The organism is Bordetella sp. 02P26C-1 (assembly GCF_009763255.1).
In the GTDB taxonomy this organism is placed as follows: Bacteria; Pseudomonadota; Gammaproteobacteria; order Burkholderiales; family Burkholderiaceae_B; genus Bordetella_A.
In genome coordinates this window covers 238,237-255,757 of the sequence record NZ_WSJB01000018.1, presented here as the reverse complement: position 1 = coordinate 255,757, position 17,521 = coordinate 238,237, and the positions used below count along the sequence as shown (strand labels likewise).

The 17,521-nt window shown below is 62.2% G+C and carries 18 protein-coding genes; 7 read left to right on the top strand and 11 right to left on the bottom strand.

Annotation, left to right across the window (positions count from 1 at the left end):
- Positions 1-33 precede the first annotated feature (33 nt).
- From GOQ28_RS10580 to GOQ28_RS10570, 3 genes are all read right to left on the bottom strand, one after another.
- A complete protein-coding gene (locus tag GOQ28_RS10580) occupies positions 34-1,230 on the bottom strand; it encodes a class I SAM-dependent methyltransferase (RefSeq protein WP_160356402.1) in 1,197 nt (398 codons plus the stop codon).
- 203 nt (positions 1,231-1,433) lie between these two features.
- Positions 1,434-3,257, bottom strand: a complete 1,824-nt coding sequence (locus GOQ28_RS10575) for a DEAD/DEAH box helicase (RefSeq protein ID WP_160356401.1) — start codon at positions 3,255-3,257, stop codon at positions 1,434-1,436.
- A 264-nt stretch (positions 3,258-3,521) separates the two neighbouring features.
- The gene (locus GOQ28_RS10570) at positions 3,522-4,286 is read right to left on the bottom strand and encodes a uracil-DNA glycosylase (RefSeq protein WP_160356400.1); all 765 of its coding nucleotides are present in this window, start codon (positions 4,284-4,286) and stop codon (positions 3,522-3,524) included.
- Positions 4,287-4,528: 242 nt separating this feature from the next.
- On the opposite strand from GOQ28_RS10570, the gene GOQ28_RS10565 reads away from it, so the two are divergent.
- Positions 4,529-5,083 (top strand): hypothetical protein, encoded by a 555-nt coding sequence (locus tag GOQ28_RS10565; RefSeq protein WP_160356399.1) that lies wholly within the window; start codon positions 4,529-4,531, stop codon positions 5,081-5,083.
- 169 nt (positions 5,084-5,252) lie between these two features.
- Here the strand turns inward: GOQ28_RS10565 and GOQ28_RS10560 are convergent, their stop codons facing one another.
- Both GOQ28_RS10560 and GOQ28_RS10555 read right to left on the bottom strand, forming a co-directional pair.
- Positions 5,253-6,272 carry an amino acid ABC transporter substrate-binding protein gene (locus tag GOQ28_RS10560; RefSeq protein ID WP_160356398.1) on the bottom strand — a complete coding sequence of 340 codons (1,020 nt, stop codon included), beginning with the start codon at positions 6,270-6,272 and terminating at the stop codon, positions 5,253-5,255.
- 149 nt (positions 6,273-6,421) lie between these two features.
- The gene (locus GOQ28_RS10555) at positions 6,422-6,886 is read right to left on the bottom strand and encodes an HIT family protein (protein ID WP_160349881.1); all 465 of its coding nucleotides are present in this window, start codon (positions 6,884-6,886) and stop codon (positions 6,422-6,424) included.
- 184 nt (positions 6,887-7,070) lie between these two features.
- Between GOQ28_RS10555 and GOQ28_RS10550 the strand changes: the two genes are divergently transcribed.
- Positions 7,071-7,805, top strand: coding sequence for a hypothetical protein (locus GOQ28_RS10550; RefSeq protein ID WP_160356397.1), 735 nt, complete (start codon positions 7,071-7,073; stop codon positions 7,803-7,805).
- A gap of 90 nt (positions 7,806-7,895) precedes the next feature.
- On the opposite strand, the gene GOQ28_RS10545 is transcribed toward GOQ28_RS10550, so the two are convergent.
- The gene (locus tag GOQ28_RS10545; protein WP_160349883.1) at positions 7,896-8,534 is read right to left on the bottom strand and encodes a LysE/ArgO family amino acid transporter; all 639 of its coding nucleotides are present in this window, start codon (positions 8,532-8,534) and stop codon (positions 7,896-7,898) included.
- A gap of 139 nt (positions 8,535-8,673) precedes the next feature.
- On the opposite strand from GOQ28_RS10545, the gene GOQ28_RS10540 reads away from it, so the two are divergent.
- Both GOQ28_RS10540 and GOQ28_RS10535 read left to right on the top strand, forming a co-directional pair.
- Entirely contained in the window at positions 8,674-9,579 is a 906-nt protein-coding gene (locus GOQ28_RS10540; protein WP_160356396.1) for a LysR family transcriptional regulator ArgP, read from the top strand.
- A gap of 44 nt (positions 9,580-9,623) precedes the next feature.
- Positions 9,624-10,121 (top strand): copper chaperone PCu(A)C, encoded by a 498-nt coding sequence (locus GOQ28_RS10535; RefSeq protein WP_160349885.1) that lies wholly within the window; start codon positions 9,624-9,626, stop codon positions 10,119-10,121.
- A gap of 1 nt (position 10,122) precedes the next feature.
- Here GOQ28_RS10535 and GOQ28_RS10530 read toward each other — a convergent pair whose 3' ends face one another.
- On the bottom strand, positions 10,123-10,833 hold the full coding sequence (locus GOQ28_RS10530) for a YggS family pyridoxal phosphate-dependent enzyme (protein WP_160356395.1): 711 nt from the start codon (positions 10,831-10,833) through the stop codon (positions 10,123-10,125).
- 203 nt (positions 10,834-11,036) lie between these two features.
- Between GOQ28_RS10530 and GOQ28_RS10525 the strand changes: the two genes are divergently transcribed.
- Entirely contained in the window at positions 11,037-12,275 is a 1,239-nt protein-coding gene (locus tag GOQ28_RS10525; RefSeq protein ID WP_160356394.1) for an aminotransferase-like domain-containing protein, read from the top strand.
- 64 nt (positions 12,276-12,339) lie between these two features.
- On the opposite strand, the gene GOQ28_RS10520 is transcribed toward GOQ28_RS10525, so the two are convergent.
- The 3 genes from GOQ28_RS10520 to dprA form a co-directional block, all read right to left on the bottom strand.
- Positions 12,340-12,816: a hypothetical protein gene (locus GOQ28_RS10520; protein ID WP_160356393.1), complete on the bottom strand. Its 477-nt coding sequence runs from the start codon at positions 12,814-12,816 to the stop codon at positions 12,340-12,342.
- A gap of 11 nt (positions 12,817-12,827) precedes the next feature.
- Positions 12,828-13,736 carry a hydroxymethylglutaryl-CoA lyase gene (locus GOQ28_RS10515; RefSeq protein ID WP_160356392.1) on the bottom strand — a complete coding sequence of 303 codons (909 nt, stop codon included), beginning with the start codon at positions 13,734-13,736 and terminating at the stop codon, positions 12,828-12,830.
- 204 nt (positions 13,737-13,940) lie between these two features.
- The gene (gene dprA, locus GOQ28_RS10510) at positions 13,941-15,188 is read right to left on the bottom strand and encodes a DNA-processing protein DprA (protein WP_160356391.1); all 1,248 of its coding nucleotides are present in this window, start codon (positions 15,186-15,188) and stop codon (positions 13,941-13,943) included.
- Between the two features lie 185 nt (positions 15,189-15,373).
- On the opposite strand from dprA, the gene def reads away from it, so the two are divergent.
- Both def and fmt read left to right on the top strand, forming a co-directional pair.
- Positions 15,374-15,886: a peptide deformylase gene (def, locus tag GOQ28_RS10505; protein WP_160356390.1), complete on the top strand. Its 513-nt coding sequence runs from the start codon at positions 15,374-15,376 to the stop codon at positions 15,884-15,886.
- Positions 15,887-15,889: 3 nt separating this feature from the next.
- Positions 15,890-16,834 carry a methionyl-tRNA formyltransferase gene (gene fmt / locus GOQ28_RS10500; protein WP_160349892.1) on the top strand — a complete coding sequence of 315 codons (945 nt, stop codon included), beginning with the start codon at positions 15,890-15,892 and terminating at the stop codon, positions 16,832-16,834.
- A gap of 58 nt (positions 16,835-16,892) precedes the next feature.
- On the opposite strand, the gene GOQ28_RS10495 is transcribed toward fmt, so the two are convergent.
- Positions 16,893-17,519 (bottom strand): pyridoxamine 5'-phosphate oxidase family protein, encoded by a 627-nt coding sequence (locus tag GOQ28_RS10495; protein ID WP_160349893.1) that lies wholly within the window; start codon positions 17,517-17,519, stop codon positions 16,893-16,895.
- Positions 17,520-17,521 lie beyond the last annotated feature (2 nt).

The window sequence follows — 17,521 nt, the reverse complement described above, 5'->3', positions numbered from 1 at the left end:
TGCAGAACGTAGCCCGCCTTTTACCCGGCTTGCCTATAAGGTTGAAAGTCTGTCGCCGCGCGCGAATCCCAGCAGCGCGGTTTCGACTCCACGCCCTACAGCCAGCACTTTGAACAGCTCCCCCATCTCCGCTTCGCTGAGAAGCTTTTGCACCGGTGCGACGGCCTGCGCGTAGCTGCGCACGTCGGTCGGGTCGAGCTGCGCCAGCAACTCGGCCAGACCCGCGTTCATCAAAAACCGCGCTTGCGAGGTATAGCCCAGCACCTGCATGCCCGTCTCAAACGCGGCGTCCGCCATCGCGGTGAAGTCCACGTGCGCGGTGATGTCCTGCACGCCCGGCGCATAAAACGGGTTGTCATGCGCGTGATGATGCAGATGGCACATCAGCGTTCCGCCCGCGCGCTGCGGGTGGTAATACTCGCGACGAGGAAAGCCGTAGTCGAACAGCAAGGCAGCGCCTTTTTCCAGCCAGCCGCTCACACCGCGCATCCAGGCTTCGGCTTGGAGGTTGATCTCTGACACATAACCAGCCAAAGGCGGCATACGCGCCGTTACCGCGCGTGCAAGCTCAGGCCCCGCAGTGCGCTCCTGCCAACAAAACGCGCCTTGCGCATCGAGTGCGACACCCCGCTCCAGCACATCGCCATCCTCGCTCCAGCGAAACACCGACACGGGCATGGCGTCCAGCACTTCATTGGCGAGCACGCAGCCGGAAAAAGCCCCTGGCAAGGCGTCGAACCACTGTACGCGATCACCAAACTTCGCTAGCCGCGCCTGCTGACGAGCGCGCAGATCCGCCGAGATCTCCATGATGCGATATTGCACATCCGGCAGCAGCTCATCGAGCGCGTTGAGTACGCTCTCGGCCAGTGCCCCGGTCCCGGCGCCAAACTCCAGCACCGTGTGCGTGTCAGTCGCGGAAAGAATCTGCGCCACCTGCCGGGCTACCGACTGCCCAAACAGCGGTGTCAGTTCCGGCGCAGTCACAAAATCGCCCTCTGCGATCGGAGTGCCGCGCGCATCAGTGGCAGCCGCGGAAGCAAGCTTGACCGCGCCGGCCGCGTAATAACCCAGGCCCGGCGCATAGAGCGCCTGTGCCATCCATTGGTCAAAGGGCAGCCAGCCGCCCGCCGATTCAATCGCGAGACGCAAATGGGCCGCCGCGCGGGCGCTGTGGTTCGCGCTGTCCGTATCCAAGACAGGCAGTGAGGAAGACGTATTGCGTTGCATAGGCGCTATTGTCCCATGGTGACGGCATGCCGATACCAGAGCTATGCCCGCGCGTCATTGGAGACGGAAATGCTTGCGACGCTCCTCTCAAACGAAACGCCCGCCGAACCCGTCATGGAACGGGCAGGGCGGGCTGTGTGTGCTTTACAACGGGTTGCTTGCGTCAGGACTTCCTGCGTAACACCCCGATGTCAGTCGCGGATTTAGTCGCGACGTGCGCCAGCGGGCTTGTTAAAGCGCTTGGCCGGTGCGCCGTCGCGCGAGGCGAACGGCTTGGCCGACGGGCGGAAACCGCTGGGACGACGGTCGGCGCCGCGGAATTCACCTTCGGCACGGGCACGCGGGCGGAACTCGCCACGAGGTTGGAATTCGCCGCGAGGCTGGAACTCACCGCGTTGACCTTCACGCTGCGGGCGGCCGGCAAAACCGGCAGTCGGACGCGAGTCGCGTTCAGCACGCCAGTCGCCGCGAGGCGCACCAGTACGGGCGGGACGGAATTCGCGATCGCCAGCAGGGCGCTCGTCACGACTGCGCCATCCGCCTTCACGCGGTTGGAAATCGCCACGAGGACCGGCCGCACGCGGCGCGAACTCACCGCGCGGCTTGAACTCGCCACGGGGCTTGAATTCGCCGCGAGGCTGGAACTCACCACGGGGCTTGTGCTCGCCACGCGCTTGGAATTCGCCACGGGGCTTGAACTCACCGCGCGGTTGGAATTCACCACGCGGCTGGAAGTCACCACGTGCACCGCCTTCGCGAGCGCCTTCACCACGCGCGCTGTATCCGCCACGGCTTTCGCGGAACGGACGGTCACCACCGTGACCACCAGGACGCTTGCCAAACGGCTTGCCACCCCGGCCAGCACCAGCGCCGGTCGGACGCGGCGTGCGCTTCGGTTCCAGGCCCGCGATGATTTCGGGGGTGATGGATTGACCGATGTAGTGCTCGATGCGGCGAACCTTATGGCGTTCCGAGTGCGTAGCCAGCGTAAACGCCTGACCATCACGACCGGCACGACCGGTACGACCGATACGGTGCACATAGTCCTCGGCCTGCATGGGCAGGTCAAAGTTCACGGCATGGCTGATGCCTTGCACGTCGATACCGCGAGCGGCCACGTCGGTAGCCACCAGGATACGCAGCTGGCCGCGTTGCAACTGAGTCAGCGTGCGAGTGCGTTGACGCTGGTTCATGTCGCCATGCAGCGCCGCGGCGGCAAAGCCTTGATCGGCCAGGCGATCCGCCAGATCATCGGCACCACGCTTGGTCGCGGTAAACACAATGGCTTGATCCAGCTTCGCGTCACGCAACACGTGATCCAGCAACTGCATCTTGTGGCTCGCATCGTCCGCGTACAGCAGGCTTTGCGTGATATTCGTGTGCTTTTCTTTGTGGCCGGTGATCTCGATGCGTTGCGGTTCGCGCATCATCTTGGCGGCCAGCTTGGCCACCGTGCCATCGAGCGTGGCCGAGAACAACAGCGTCTGACGATCTTCCGGCAGACGCGAGACGATGGTCTCGATGTCCTCGATAAAGCCCATGTCCAGCATGCGATCGGCTTCGTCCAGCACCAGCGTGTGCACGGTGCTCAGTTTGACGCGACCGGCCTTCAGGTGATCCAGCAGACGGCCCGGGGTGGCGACCAGCACGTCCACGCGACGCGACAGGGCCTTCAATTGGGCGCCGTAGGGCATGCCGCCTACGACCGTGGCGGTACGCAGACCCGGCAGATTGCGGCCATACGAGGCGGTGGCTTCGGTCACTTGCAGCGCCAGTTCACGCGTCGGCGTGAGCACCAGCACTTGCACGCCCACACCCTTGTTGCCAGGCTGGCCCGCGATGCGGTTCAGCGCGGGCAGCATGAAGGCGGCGGTTTTGCCGCTACCGGTTTGCGAGGACACCATCAGGTCGTGGCCGGCCAGCGCTTGCGGGATGGCCTGAGCCTGCACCGAGGTGGGCGTGGTGAAACCGGCTTCTTGCAGAGCCGACAGAAGAGTGGGGGTTAAACCTAGGGATTCAAAAGACATTACTTGTCCTTACCGCAAATGCGGCGCATGTGCCGGGTACTGCCGGGAATATGCGGCGAAGTCCGGACGACGGTTGATGGAGCATCGGGCCGACCGGATCAACCGTGCGCACGGCGCGTTTTGCTACAACGCGAGGCGGAAGGAAAGGAGGTCAGGAATCGATGGTGTTCGGCATGAGGCCGGGCTTAATTCCCGACGATGACTGCGAATACCAATGGCGCTAAAACGCGCATGAATGCCGAAACAATTTGTGCAGTCCGAAGACTATAACGCGAATTCGCCCTGACGTACAGTCTTTTGAGATTTTTCCGTCGTCCAGTCAATAGGGGGTTTTCCCTGGTCCGCCAGCCAGGCATTGACCCGGGCGAAATGCCCACAGCCCAGGAAGGGGACAGGCGGACGGCGCGCCGACAGCGGCGAGGGGTGATTCGCCGTCAGCACCAAATGCGGGCTGTGGCTTGGCAGCAACGCTTGTTTTGCCTGAGCATGCGCGCCCCAAAGCAAAAAGGCCTTAGGCGTCGGATCCTCTGCCACGCACCGGATCAAAGCATCCGTCACGGTCTCCCAACCGCGCTTGGCGTGCGACGCCGGCTGGCCGTCTTCGACGGTCAGCGAGGTATTGAGCAGCAGGACTCCTTGGTCCGCCCAGCGCGACAGATCATTGCCCTGTGGCATGGGCGTGCCAGGGAACTCGGCCGCGATTTCGTTAAAAATGTTCCGCAGGCTCGGCGGGCGTTTGCAGTCGTCGGGGACGGAAAACGCGAGCCCTTGTGCCTGGCCCGGGCCGTGGTAGGGATCCTGGCCCAAAATCACGACACGCACCTCAGATGGCATCAACCCGGCGAGCGCGCGAAAAGGCGTGGCGGGGTACACCACCGCACCGTCCGCCAGTCGGGATTCGACATGCGCAATCACCCGCGATAACGCCTCGGCGACCGGCGGTGCGTCCAGCGCGGATCTCCAGGCAGCGTCCAGTTGCCGGGCTTGCTTGGCCAAGGTGTTGCTGATCAATTGATTGTCGTGTGCCATAACGCGATTTTGGCATACCGAATGCTGGCCCACGGGCCACGGGAGATGGGCGAGCCGGGAGTGCCCGGAGTCAGGTATGCCCATGACTAGGCCAGCCAAAATAGGACAGGCTAACCACCGACAGAGTCCCTCCCAACGTTGGCAAGAAAGTTTTTGCCGGTGGGAGTAAAGTAATCACAGCGATCAATGCTAGTTTGGCGGCGCGTACGCGGGCGCCAGACAAATTTTTTTGGAATACGAGTATGAAGTCCCGATTTTGGCGCGCGGCGGCGGTAGCCGTCGTGCTGGCGACCTGCAGTGCTCAAGTCGTGGCCGGTGGGCATCGTCATTACCACGGCTCGCGCTATTACGGTGGCGCCGGCTGGTGGGTGGGCGGTGCGCTCCTGGGCGCCGGAGTTGCCCTGGCGCTAAGCAGCGGTCCGCGTTATGCCTATAGTGGCGTGACCTACGTCTCGCCGCCGGTTGTCTATCCGGGGCCGACTTATGTGGCCCCGGCTTATGTCGCTCCGTCGTATGTGGCTCCCTCTGTCACCTACGTGACTCCAGCCCCCGTGGTGACATACGCGCCACCGCGGCTGGCCGTGGCCCCCTCGAGCTTGAATGTGGTGGCCTATCCCGCCAAGGGGCAAAGCGAATCGCAGCAAATGCAGGATCGCCAAGCCTGCGAAAACTGGGCCATGAATCAAAGTGGCCTGAATCCGAGCAACATTACCGAATACACGACCACGGCGTCAGCGGACTCCTACACGCGCGCGTTGGGTGCCTGCTTCAAGGGTCGCGGCTACAGCATAAATTAAGGCGGCAATGGCTCGGCGGGGGCACGCTTTGGAGGCAAGCGCCTCCAAAGCGCTAGCGATGAATTAATAAGAGCGAATTCGCCATACGTAATCCATCGTTGACCGGGAGGCCTGACTCGCGGTCCAGATTTGCCGACGCAGTATCGACGCCGCGTCGGCAAAGCCGAGATCACCGGATTGGCAACGCGTACATCAAACCGCCTTGCGTCCACTGCGCATTCAGGCCGCGAGGGATTTTCAGCGGGCTGGCTTCACCGACGTTGCGATCAAAGCTTTCGCCGTAATTGCCGACCTGCTTGATGATGTTGTAGGCCCATTTCTCATCCAGGCCGAGATTCGCGCCCGCGCCTGGTGTGACGCCCAAAATACGCTTGATATTGGGATTCTGGCTCTGCGTTTGCTCGTCCACGTTGGCAGACGTGATGCCGTATTCCTCGGCCTCGATCATCGCGTTCAAGGTCCAGGACACGATATTGCGCCAGCCGTCATCGCCCCGGCGCACGAAGGGCCCCAACGGCTCCTTCGAGATGATCTCGGGCAGCACAATGTAATCGTCCGGATTTTGCAGCTTCGAAATGCGGATGGATGCCAGACCCGATGCGTCGGTGCTGAATACATCACAACGGCCCGCGGCGAACGCATTGACCACCTCGTCAAAGGTCTCGATCACGACCGGCTTGTACTCGACATTGTGCGCACGCGCCCAGTCGGCCATGGTGTTTTCGTTCGACGTGCCGGTTTGCATGCAAATCGACGCGCCATTCAGCTCCGTGGCGCTTTTAACACCGAGCGCCTTGGGCACGAGAAAGCCCTGGCCGTCATAGAAGTTAATGCCAGCGTGAGTAATGCCAAGCGCCGTGTCACGCTGTTGTGTGACGGTCGTATTGCGCGTGAGTACATCGACTTCGCCCGACTGCAGCGCGGTGAAGCGCTGTTGTGAGTTCAATGGGACGACCTTGATCTTGTTCGCATCGCCGAATACCGCCGCCGCCACCGCACGGCAAAGGTCCACATCCAGACCTTGCCACACCCCCTTCGCATCGGGCGCGGAGAATCCCGCGAAGCCGGTCGTTGTGCCACAGCGAACCTCGCCGCGCTTTTGCACCACATCCAAGGTCGCGGCTTGTGCGCCGGCTAGCGCTCCCAGCGTCAGTGCCGCGCCGACCACGCTTTTTGTTATGAGTTTCATGATGAGCTTCTCCGTCTAGCTTGGGCCGGATAGCGTTGGCCCGTATTGGTATTCGATCCTACAGATTACCGGGCACTTCATGGCTTGCCAAATTACCAGCCGGAATAAGCTTGCATGTCGCGCCTGCAGCCTTCGCGCAGGCAGTGGCTCTAATCGGTTGGCGTGGCCGAAAGCGCGCGAATCAATTGTTCCCGATATTGCGGCAGCACAGCGCGTACCCGGTCTAGCCTGGCTCTCCATTCCGGAGGCTCCGTCCCAGGGACGATGCGAGGCGCGGCCCATACCGCATCGGGGAAATGCCGGTCACCGCGCCAACGCGGAATCACATGCCAGTGCAAGTGCGGCACCATATTGCCCAAGGAAGCGAGGTTCACTTTATCCGGATGGAACACCTCGCGCTGGATCTGCTCCACGATATATACCGTGCGCATCATCAGGTCGCGTTCGGACAGAGACAAATCTGTCATCTCCGCGTGATGTGCGTTCCAGACAACGCGCGTAAATCCGGGATAGTCGGCGTCTTCGACTTCGATTACGCGCAGTCGTGGGCCGCGCCAAAGCACAACGCCGCCGTCTTGTGCGCAGAGAGGACAATCGAAATCACATGCAGTCATGGCGTCAAAAATAGCGTCGAGTTCGTTGATTGGGAGAGATGCCTGGCGTGCTTAACTGCACACTGACGGCAATGGATGTGACTATAGCCTGCAAGAGGAACCGGAGGCTCCTTTTATATGGAACATCTCACCATCCCCTGTTACTCACGAGTGGCTGGATTAATCTTCATATCAAGGACACTTCATGACCACTCCCATTAGCCTGAGCAGCACCTGGGGCGACATACAGCAGACGATTCAGAGCTACGTCGCCCCGTTTGCGTCCAATGACGCTGCGGTGCGCGAAAGCTACAACGCCAAGGTTACCGAGGCTTACGTCGAATTCGTGAGAAAGGCCAAAGAGTTCCACGATAACGAGCAGTGCTTTGGCGAAGACCTCGCCCGCGAGGCGTTTGAAATCCGTAATGCCATCAAAGAGGCTCACCAGGCGCAAACCTCCTGGCTGGGACGCGCCGCGATCTTCGTGCGCAATGTCTTTACATACGGTTCTGGCAACGCCACGTTCGAAAGCCTGAGCAAGAAGAAAAACCCCGAAGAGCTGGCTTACTCGGCGTTCAGGACCGACGGCCGTGACCTGGGTTTGAAAGGCAACGAGCTGGCGGACGTTCTTGGCACGTGGTATGCCATCAAGGATGTCAGCACCCTCTATCCGGAAGACATCACTCGCGCGATGGTCGCAGCGTTCAAGGCTCAGCCCCTGGACAATATCAATCCGAATCCTATCCTCGCCGCTTACAGGCCGCCTGCCACGGCGAAACCGGTGAAGCTAGAGCATCCGCAGGAGACGGTGGCCGAGCGACTGGTTGCGCAGTTCATGATGAAAGACGAGCAGGAAAAAGCACCCGCGGTACTCTCCAAGGATGCGCTAATGGCCACGATCAAGCCCGCGCACCACCGCGACTACGCGTCGTACATGTAAGACCCGCTTGTAAGCGTGCAGCCCCGCGCGCGACTCTGCCGAAGCAGGCCGGGTCGTGCGCGGTTTTGTTTTTGTTTGCCGATTAAACGATCAAGCAGAAAGTCCATTCATCGCCAACCTTACAGCCAAGGCAATCATGATGAGCGCAATGACGCCATCAAGTACCCGCCAGGCCTTCGGGTTGGCAAAGTAGGGCGCAAACACACGTGAACCCACGCCCAGCACGATCAGCCACAACACACTGGCCGTGACGGCCCCGGCGGCGAACGCCAATCGAGCCTCGTCAAAGCCATGCGCCAAGGACCCCAACACCATGATGTCCAACCAAAAGTGGGGGTTCAAGAGCGTAAAGCCCGCTGCAGCCAAGAGTGCCGCCGACCGAGAGGGCACGGCATGTTTCGCGGCCACCAATCCGCCCTCGGCGCGGATCGCACGGCGAGCCGACTGAATCGCATACCACGATAGAAACAGCACGCCGAACCAAAGCACCGCATGCGTCAGCCACGGGAACCAGCTCACGACGGCTTGCAGGCCCCACACGCTGGCAAAAATACAGATGCCATCCAGCAGCGCGCAGATCGCGAGGATGCTGAGCAGGTGTGCACGCATCAAACCCTGACGCAGGATGAAGGCGCTTTGCGCGCCCACGACCGCGAACAGACCCAGCCCGGTGGCCGTGCCGCTGGCCCAGGCAGAAAACGTGGCAGGGGTAGAGATGAGCGAGAACATAACTGCAAGCCGAATTAAAAAATTACGCCGCAAAAGGGGCGGCGAGATGCAGCCATTCTGGACCATTCTCGATATGAAATGAAGCTAATTTAATTTAAGCTGATTTAGAATCTCTTAATCGTCACATATAGGGGTTCTCATGCGAATTGACCATGGCCATCTGCGCGCCTTGGCCGCCGTGGTGCGCGAAGGCACGTTCGAGCGGGCGGCGGCCGTCCTGCACGTCACGCCGTCCGCGGTCTCGCAACGCATCAAGACATTGGAAGAGCGCATGGGCCGCTTGCTGGTACAGCGTACGGTGCCAGCGGTGGCGACAGCAGATGGACAGGTACTGGTGCAGCTGGCCGAACAAACCGCCTTGCTGGAACACGATGCGCTAGGACGCCTGGGCCTGGATGGTGACGCGGCGGCACAAGTCAGTTTGACGGTGGCGGTCAATCACGACAGCCTGGAAACCTGGTTTATGGAAGCGGCACGCCAGTTCGCCAGCCGCAGCCGGACGACCCTCGAACTGCAATCCGAAGACCAGGACCATACTGCCGCGCTGTTGCGTAACGGGACCGTGCTCGGCGCGGTCACGGCCATGGGCGATCCGGTGCAGGGCTGTCGGGTCCACGCCTTGGGCAGCATGCGTTATGTGGCCACCTGCACGCCCGCGTTTCACGAAAAGTATTTTTCGTCGGGCGTGAGTGCCCGCACCTTGGCGCGCGCGCCGGTGCTCGTGTTTAACCGTAAGGACGCCATGCAGGCGCGTTTTGCGCGCAAGGTGATGGGCGACGAACCCTGGCAGCCACCGGTGTGGTGGTTGCCTTCATCGCGCGCCTTTGTGCAGGCGACGCTGGACGGGCTGGGTTGGACGATGAATCCATTGCCGCTGGTGCAGCAGGCATTGCAAGCAGGTGATTTAGTCCCATTACGCCCGCGCGCCACGGAAGACGTGCCGTTGTATTGGCAACATTGGGGGGTAAACTCAGAGGCTCTAAAGACTTTGACCGATTCGGTTCTGGCTGCTGCCAAGGCGGGCGGGTTGATCCGACGGCGTTAATCGTCAGCGCCGCATAGCGCTGATCAGTTCTCGGAGACGTATACATGAATTTCCGTCAGTGGGCGCTGGCTGCCACATTGGGTTTGTCCTCCATCGCGTCGGCTTGGGCGCACGATTACACCATCGGGCAGATTCGCGTCGATCATCCGTGGGTGCGTGCCACCGCGCCGGGTCAGGCCAATGGCGCTGGCTATATGGAGATCAAGAATTCCGGCGCCAACGCCGATCGCCTGCTATCGGTGAATTCGGATGCCGCCGCACGCGTCGAGTTGCACACCATCGAGACCGAGAACGGCGTGGCGCGGATGCGCCACGTGCCGGACGGAATTGCCGTGCCCGCCAATGGCGAGGTCAAGCTCGCCCCGGGTGGCTATCACGTGATGTTCCTGAATCTAAAGCAACCCTTTAGCCAGGATGGCGAAATTCCGGCCACGCTGAAATTCGAAAAGGCGGGCGAGGTGGCCGTGAAATTCCATGTCATGCCGATCGGTCACATGCAAAAAGGCGAGCATGATCACAGCTCGCATTCGATGAAGCACTAATTCAGGCGTAGTTCCGGGCGCCAAAAATGGCGCTGCCGATACGGACCTCGGTGGCGCCTTCTTCGATGGCGATTTCGAAATCGCCACTCATGCCCATGGATAGTCGGTCGAGCTCGACACCCTCGATGGCTTCCGCTTGCAGACGATCGCGCAAATCGCGCAGCGCGCGGAAACACGCGCGAACGGCCTGCACGTCATCGGACTGCACGGCCATCGTCATCAGGCCCTTCACGCGCAGGGCCGGGCAGTCGCTCGCGAGCGTACGTAGAAACGCGGCGGCCTCCTCGGGTGGCAATCCATGTTTGCTGGGCTCGGGCGAGGTCTTGATCTGAACCAGCACGTCCAGCTCGCGGCCTTCCGCGTCGAGGCGACGCTGCAACGCGTGAGCAAGCTCCAGACGATCGAGCGACTGGACTTCGGATGCGTCGCGCGCGGCGTCTTTGGCTTTATTGGTTTGCAGGTGTCCGATCATCACCCATTGCACCGCCGCGTCGGATAACGCTTCGCGCTTTTGCCGGATCTCCTGCGTTTTGTTCTCGCCAAATCGGGTGTAGCCCAGCGCGATGGCTTCGCGCACGGCTTCGGGTCCGAATGTTTTGCTGACAGGCAAAAGGGCGACGCTGCCGGCCGGGCGCCCAGCGCGGGCGCAGGCGGCGTCGATACGTTGCTGGATACGGGCCACGCGGGCCGACATCGTGTCCTCGATATTCATCGGAATGTGCTGACTGTGTCGAAAACACGATGATAAACGTCCCGGCGGCACCTCGTGGTTCTACCTCCACGGGCTCGCGTTGACCCTGGGCGGGGCCAGGCATAGAATCGTCGGGCTTTTGTTCCTGTATCCGTGCGCTACGTCATTGGTCGCCGGATTTTGCGCCGGCAGCCCGGCGCCCACTTTTTCGGCTATTTCGCTCCATGTCGCTCGCCGCACCCAACTACGCGTTCGCCGCGCCCTTTCAGAACCCGCCCGCCTCGCCTATCCGTTCGCTGATGCCTTACGCTTTGCAGCCGGGCAACATATCCGTCGCGGGCGGCTATCCCGCCCAGGAGTTGTTCGACGTGGAGGGTCTGAACGCCGCGGCCGAGCAGGTAGCGGGTCGTCTGGGCAGCTGTTTGCAGTATTCCAATATCGACGGACAGGCGAGCCTGCGGCATGCGTTGGCGGCCTTGACCGCCGAGCGGGGGCTGATTTGCGACCCCGACACGGAATTGGGCGTCACGGGCGGTTCGCAACAGGCGCTGGCCTTGGTGAGCCGCGTGATGTTGCAGCCGGGCGACCACGTCATTATCGAAAGCCCGGCCTTTCCCAACTCGGTGCAGGCGCTGCGCTATACCGGTGCCACTGTGCATACCGTGCCGTCGGGGCCGGATGGCGTGGATATCGACGCGCTGGATGAAATGGCCGCGCGGATCCGGCCCAAGATGGTTTGCGTGGTGGCTTCGTTCTCCAACCCCTGCGGCGCCACGATCAGTCGCGAACGCCGTTTGCGTCTATTGGAGCTGGCGGTCAAATACCAATTCCTGATCGTGGAAGACGATCCCTACGGCGAACTGCGCTTTGCTGGCGAGAGCGTGCCCCCGATCGCGGCGCTCGCCGAGGGCGAGGCGCGGCAGTGGGCGGTGTATCTGTCCACGATGTCCAAGACCATGGCGCCCTCCTTGCGTATCGGCTGGCTGGTGGCGCCGCCCGAGGTGCGCCGCCGCTGCGTGGGCGCAAAAGCGGCGGATGATATGGCGTCGTCGGCCTGGATCCAGGAAATCGTGGCGCAATACCTGGCCGATGGCCGCTACACCAAGCATGTGCCGCGTATCCGCGCCGCCTACGGCGCGCGCTGCGACGCGATGGCGCGATCGCTGCGTGAGTCGCTCTCGGACCGCATTGTATTTAGCCAACCCGAGGGCGGCATGTTTTTCTGGGCGCGGCTAAATGGGGATATCGACGCCACGCGGCTGTTGCCCTACGCCATCGAACACGGGGTGGTTTATGTGCCCGGTAAAGTGTTCTACGCGGATCCCGAGCAGGCCGATCTGCACGCAATGCGGATGTCGTTTGCCACCATGAACGAAGCCCAGATCGCCGAAGGCATGGCACGGCTGGGCCGGGCGCTGCAAGCCTGCGAGGCCAATGCGCCGGTGTCTATCACGTTGCCGTAACAGCGAGATCGGCGCAGCCGCGGCTGACCGGCCAGCCTCTGGCCTTTCAGCACACCGCGTCAGCCTACTGCTTGCGCCGATACAACAGCGAGATCTTCGCAAAGGCAATTTGCAATTCGCGTGTGCCGCCCTGGAACACCACGGGGCGGCCGCGCTGGGTAAAGACCACCAGACGTTTGGAAAAGAGCAGCGGCACGAATTTCGCGTAGTGCATCTCGTCCCAGGTCACCGCGCGTCGCGTGATCCAGGTCTGATGCAGCCCCGCCTCGTCGATCGTGGTGACGGATTTTTGCATGTGCCACGTCACCAGCGCGAGGCCAACGAAACACAGCAGAACAATTCCCGCAGCCGTGGCACTGATCTGTTCCGGCGACAGGCGGATGGCCGTCAGCACGATCTGCAAGCCGATGATGCCGAGAATGACCCACGCCAAGATGCGTACCCAGTCAGGCCAAGCCTGGCCGGATAAGGGCAAGGGACCGATTTCGCGTAACAGGGCCTGGCGCTCTTCGAGCGGGGGTATTGCAGTCAAAGGATGCATAAGTTCTACCGTCAGGCCGCCCGTTTAGCCGCGATGGCGTTGCCCGCGCGACTGCCGCTGGCTCGATTCAGATTCGCCGCCATCCACTGCCCGATATCGACGACCGCATCGAAATCGACGCCGGTTTCGATGTCCAGACCGCGCAGCATGTACAGCACGTCCTCGGTCGCCACATTGCCGGTGGCCCCGCGCGCGTAGGGGCAGCCGCCCAGCCCCGCCACGGAGGTATGGAATATAGCGATCCCCGTCTCTAATGCCGCGAGAATATTGGCCAGGGCTTGACCATAAGTGTCGTGGAAATGGCCAGAGATGCGCGCCGGATCGACGACTTGTGTGACCGCGCTCATCACTTCCCGCACACGTTTGGGCGTACCGACACCAATCGTGTCGGCCACGTCGATCTCATCGCATCCCAGGGCAAGGTAGCGCCGCGCCACATCGATGACGGCGGCCACCGGGACCTCGCCCTGATACGGGCAGCCCAGCGCACAGCTGATGCTGCCGCGCAAGCGCAAGCCCGCCGCCCGCGCTGCCTCGGCCACGGGCTCGAAACGCGCGATGGATTCGGCAATGGAGCAGTTGATGTTTTTGTGGGAGAACGCTTCGCTGGCCGCGCCGAAGATCACGACCTCGTCGGCTCGGGCGGCGATGGCCCCATCCAGCCCCTTCATATTCGGCGTCAGCACGGAGTAGATGACGCCCGGTTTGCGCTGGATCCGCGCCATGACATCGGCCGCATCGGCCATTTGGGGCACCCATTTGGGCGACACGAATGACGTGGTCTCGATATTTGGAAACCCAGCGGCGGTCAGCCGGTCGATCAGTTCCACCTTGATATCGGTGCTGATGAGCGATTTCTCGTTCTGCAGGCCATCGCGGGGCGAAACCTCGACGATCTTGGCGCGGGATGGCAAGCTCATGGCGTTTCCTCTGGTGCGCATCGTCGCGTGATGCGATTGGCTAAATCGGCAATGACGCGCGCGCATGACTCGGTAAATGATCGAGAAATCATATCGCAGTCGATTGGCATGGCAGTGGATGGGGGTAACCGAGGTGATCCTCGCCCGCCCGGCGCATGGGCGGAGACGAACTGTGGGGGCCTCCGCATTCGCGCAATTACGACTTTACGACTTCAGCCGCTGAAACCGGCCGCCCTCCAGGCGTGCAATGTGGCCTGCCAGTTCCAGTTCAAGCAGCTGTGCGGTCAAGGTCGGGATGTCCTGGCCGGTGCGTTCTTGTAATACGTCCAAATGCAGCGGGTCATAGCCCAGCGCACGCAGTAATGGCGTATCAGAAGGATCAGAAGGGTCGGAAGGATCGGAGGCATCCGTGTCGATGTGGTCAGGCGGCGGTGCGGCCTCCTCGTCGGACGTCGCGGGCGATTGCGAAGATCGAGCCACCGCTTTCGTTTGCCCACGAGCACGGCCCCGCGTTGAAGCGGCCGGTCGCCCGCTGTCGGCTGAGCGGCGTGTCCCACCCAGTTCATCGGTGATGTCTTGTGCGGTCTCCACGAGCTTGGCGCCCTGGCGGATCAGGGCATGACAGCCGCGCGACAGGGGTGAATGGATGGATCCTGGTATCGCGAACACCTCTCGGCCGCTTTCGCCCGCGAGACGCGCGGTAATCAGCGAACCACTTTGACGGGCCGCTTCTACGACGAGTACGCCACGCGCCAGTCCGGCCACGAGGCGATTACGCGCGGGGAAATGGTGTGGCAGGGCGCCCATGCCCAGCGGCAATTCGGATACCAGTGCACCACGCTCGGCGATACGGTGCGCGAGGTCGCGATGGCGCGCCGGGTAAACACGGTCGTCGATGCCCGTGCCCATGATGGCCACCGTGCCCGCGCCCTGGGAGCCGGCTTGCAGCGCGCCCTCGTGCGCGGCGGCATCGACGCCCTGCGCGAGACCGCTGACCACGCACCAGCCTTCGCCGGCCAGATACTGCGCAAAGGCGCGCGCGTTCTCGCAGCCGCCCGGCGTGGCGTTGCGCGCGCCCACTACGGCCAACGCGGGCCGGCTGAGATAGCCAGGGTCGCCGTTCACGTAGAGCAGCAAGGGCGGGTCAGCAATGGTGAGCAGGTTTTGCGGATATCCGGCGTCCGCCAGCGTCAGGATGGTATGGCCGGGTTGATCCACCCATTGCAGCGTGCGATCGATTTGTTCCTGTACTTCGGGCGGCGTGCTGGCGGCCAGTTGGATAGCCAGCGCTTGGGGCACTACTTTGGCCAGCGCCGACGCGCCGAGAGAATAGATGTGTTCGGGCAAGCCGAGCGTGGACAGCAGCGGGTAGCGCAGGGCGGGCGTGAGGCCCGGCTCGAGCGAAAAACGTAACCAGGCGGACAGCTCGGCAGGAGAATGGGTAAGCGGCATGGATCAACGAATGGCCCAACGAACGGATAGTGTCGCATGCGCCATCCGGGCGGTCGGGCGGAGATGGGACGAATTTAGCCCGCTTTGTGCATCGTTCTGTTAGAAGAAAACTATTAGAAATCAAGTGTCTAATGAATTATTATTAACGAACCGCTGAAATCTCAGCTTTAACACCTGTTTTTGCTATGGCTCTGCTTCCTATTCTTCATTACCCCGACCCGCGCCTGCACAAAAAGGCCAAGCCGGTTGCGGTGGTGGACGACCGCATCCGGAAGCTGGTGCGCGACATGGCCGAGACGATGTACGACGCCCCGGGCGTGGGCCTGGCCGCGACCCAGGTCGATGTGCATGAGCGCGTCGTGGTCATCGATGTGTCCGAACAGGGCAACGAGCTGCGTGTGCTGATCAACCCCGAGATCACCTGGAAAAGCGAAGAACTCCAGACGTATGAGGAAGGCTGTCTGTCGGTGCCTGGCATCTACGACGAGGTGCAACGCGCCGCCCGGATCCGCTATCGCGCGCTGGATGTTGAAGGCAATTCGTACGAGGCCGAAGCCGATGGTCTGCTGGCGGTGTGCGTTCAGCACGAGCTGGATCACCTGGACGGCAAGGTCTTTGTCGAGTACCTCTCGAACCTCAAACAGAATCGCATCAAGACCAAGCTGAAAAAAGCCGAACGCGAAGCGCTGCGAGCCTGATCCATGCGCCTGGTCTTTGCTGGTACGCCGGAATTCGCCCGCGTCGCGCTCGACGCGTTGTTGGCTGCGGGGCACGAGATCCCGCTCGTATTCACGCAGCCGGATCGGCCGGCCGGCCGTGGCTTGAAATTAACGCCGAGCCCGGTGAAACAAGCGGCCGTGGCAGCTGGGATCCCGGTCGCGCAACCTCGTAGCTTGCGCCTGGATGGCAAGTTCCCGGAGGATGCCGCCGAGGCACGCGCGCAGCTGGAGCAAGCGAACGCCGAGGTGATGATCGTCGCCGCCTACGGCTTGATCCTGCCGCGCTGGACGCTGGAGCTGCCGCCGCGCGGCTGCCTGAACATTCATGCGAGCTTACTGCCGCGCTGGCGCGGCGCTGCGCCGATTCAGCGCGCCATTGAAGCGGGCGACACCGAAACCGGCGTCACCATCATGCAGATGGACGAAGGCCTGGATACGGGCGATATGCTCTTGGAACGCCGTGTGCCCATTGGCCCGACCGACAGCGCAGCGCAATTGCATGATGCGCTGGCCGAGGCAGGCGGCGTCGCGATTGTAGAGGCCTTGCGGGCGTTGCAAGCCGAGGGTCTGACCGCACGCGCGCAGCCGGCCGAAGGCGTGACCTACGCGGCCAAACTCGACAAGGCCGAAGCCGCGCTGGATTGCACGCAACCTGCCAGCCTCCTGGCGCGGCGGGTACGTGCCTTCAATCCCGTGCCGGGCGCGACAGTACGTCTGCCTGGCTTAGACGCGCCTGTTAAAGTGTGGCGCGCCGAGGCCTTGGATACCGCTGCGCAGGCTGCACCGGGAACGATTTTGCAGGTATCTGGCCAAGGCATCGATGTGGCCACCGGGGCAGGCGTCTTGCGGCTGCTTGAACTGCAAAAAGCGGGCGGTAAGCGTCAGCCGGTTGATATTTTCGTGCGGGGCTGGCAGCTACCCGTTTGAGTCGCGCCACCCAGTGAAAAGCCGCGTCGAGCGTCATGCTTGCGCGGCCTGCCGCCCCTCAATACAGCGTTTTACGCACCCGATCCGCGAGTTCGCGGTCATAAGTCTCGCCGTCGAACGTCCCTGCGCTCAAGTCAGCCAGCATGCAGCCCACGCTGGGTAGGGTGGTGCGATCAACCTGCTTGTCGGCATCCCAAAGCGCGGAGCGCAGCAGTGCGCGCGAGCATTGAAAGTAGACCGTTTCTACCTCGACCACTACGACAGACCGAGGCGGCTTGTCGTTGAGGGCAAAGCGTGCGAGCAGATCGGGATCGACGCTGATACGCGCGCGGCCATTCACGCGCAGCGTTTCATTCACACCCGGCACCAGAAAAAGCAGCGCCACGCGCGGATCGGCCACGATGTTGCGCAGGCTGTCCAAACGGTTGTTGCCCCGACGGTCCGGAATCAGCAGAGTCTTGTCATCAGCGATGGTGACAAAACCCGCTGGGTCGCCACGCGGCGAGGCATCAAGGCCATCGGGGCCGACGGTGGCGAGAACGACAAAGGGCGCGGCCTCGATAAAGGCACGATAGTGCGGGTGAACGTGGTCCACTTCCTTGAGCAACGAGGCCGGAGCGGGCTCGCCGTAAAGCGCCTGGAGTGCTTCGGTATCATTAATGAAGTGGGTCTCGTTCAGGTCCATGG

What these genes read in the sequence shown, in the direction of transcription:
- GOQ28_RS10530 (WP_160356395.1), bottom strand. Translation starts at nt 10,833, where the DNA reads ATGAATATCGAGGACACGATGTCGGCCCGCGTGGCCCGTATCCAGCAA.
- GOQ28_RS10555 (WP_160349881.1), bottom strand. Translation starts at nt 6,886, where the DNA reads ATGACTGCATGTGATTTCGATTGTCCTCTCTGCGCACAAGACGGCGGC.
- GOQ28_RS10520 (WP_160356393.1), bottom strand. Translation starts at nt 12,816, where the DNA reads ATGCATCCTTTGACTGCAATACCCCCGCTCGAAGAGCGCCAGGCCCTG.
- GOQ28_RS10525 (WP_160356394.1), top strand. Translation starts at nt 11,037, where the DNA reads ATGTCGCTCGCCGCACCCAACTACGCGTTCGCCGCGCCCTTTCAGAAC.
- def (WP_160356390.1), top strand. Translation starts at nt 15,374, where the DNA reads ATGGCTCTGCTTCCTATTCTTCATTACCCCGACCCGCGCCTGCACAAA.
- GOQ28_RS10575 (WP_160356401.1), bottom strand. Translation starts at nt 3,257, where the DNA reads ATGTCTTTTGAATCCCTAGGTTTAACCCCCACTCTTCTGTCGGCTCTG.
- GOQ28_RS10550 (WP_160356397.1), top strand. Translation starts at nt 7,071, where the DNA reads ATGACCACTCCCATTAGCCTGAGCAGCACCTGGGGCGACATACAGCAG.
- GOQ28_RS10580 (WP_160356402.1), bottom strand. Translation starts at nt 1,230, where the DNA reads ATGCAACGCAATACGTCTTCCTCACTGCCTGTCTTGGATACGGACAGC.
- GOQ28_RS10545 (WP_160349883.1), bottom strand. Translation starts at nt 8,534, where the DNA reads ATGTTCTCGCTCATCTCTACCCCTGCCACGTTTTCTGCCTGGGCCAGC.
- GOQ28_RS10570 (WP_160356400.1), bottom strand. Translation starts at nt 4,286, where the DNA reads ATGGCACACGACAATCAATTGATCAGCAACACCTTGGCCAAGCAAGCC.
- GOQ28_RS10565 (WP_160356399.1), top strand. Translation starts at nt 4,529, where the DNA reads ATGAAGTCCCGATTTTGGCGCGCGGCGGCGGTAGCCGTCGTGCTGGCG.
- GOQ28_RS10535 (WP_160349885.1), top strand. Translation starts at nt 9,624, where the DNA reads ATGAATTTCCGTCAGTGGGCGCTGGCTGCCACATTGGGTTTGTCCTCC.
- fmt (WP_160349892.1), top strand. Translation starts at nt 15,890, where the DNA reads ATGCGCCTGGTCTTTGCTGGTACGCCGGAATTCGCCCGCGTCGCGCTC.
- dprA (WP_160356391.1), bottom strand. Translation starts at nt 15,188, where the DNA reads ATGCCGCTTACCCATTCTCCTGCCGAGCTGTCCGCCTGGTTACGTTTT.
- GOQ28_RS10540 (WP_160356396.1), top strand. Translation starts at nt 8,674, where the DNA reads ATGCGAATTGACCATGGCCATCTGCGCGCCTTGGCCGCCGTGGTGCGC.
- GOQ28_RS10495 (WP_160349893.1), bottom strand. Translation starts at nt 17,519, where the DNA reads ATGGACCTGAACGAGACCCACTTCATTAATGATACCGAAGCACTCCAG.
- GOQ28_RS10515 (WP_160356392.1), bottom strand. Translation starts at nt 13,736, where the DNA reads ATGAGCTTGCCATCCCGCGCCAAGATCGTCGAGGTTTCGCCCCGCGAT.
- GOQ28_RS10560 (WP_160356398.1), bottom strand. Translation starts at nt 6,272, where the DNA reads ATGAAACTCATAACAAAAAGCGTGGTCGGCGCGGCACTGACGCTGGGA.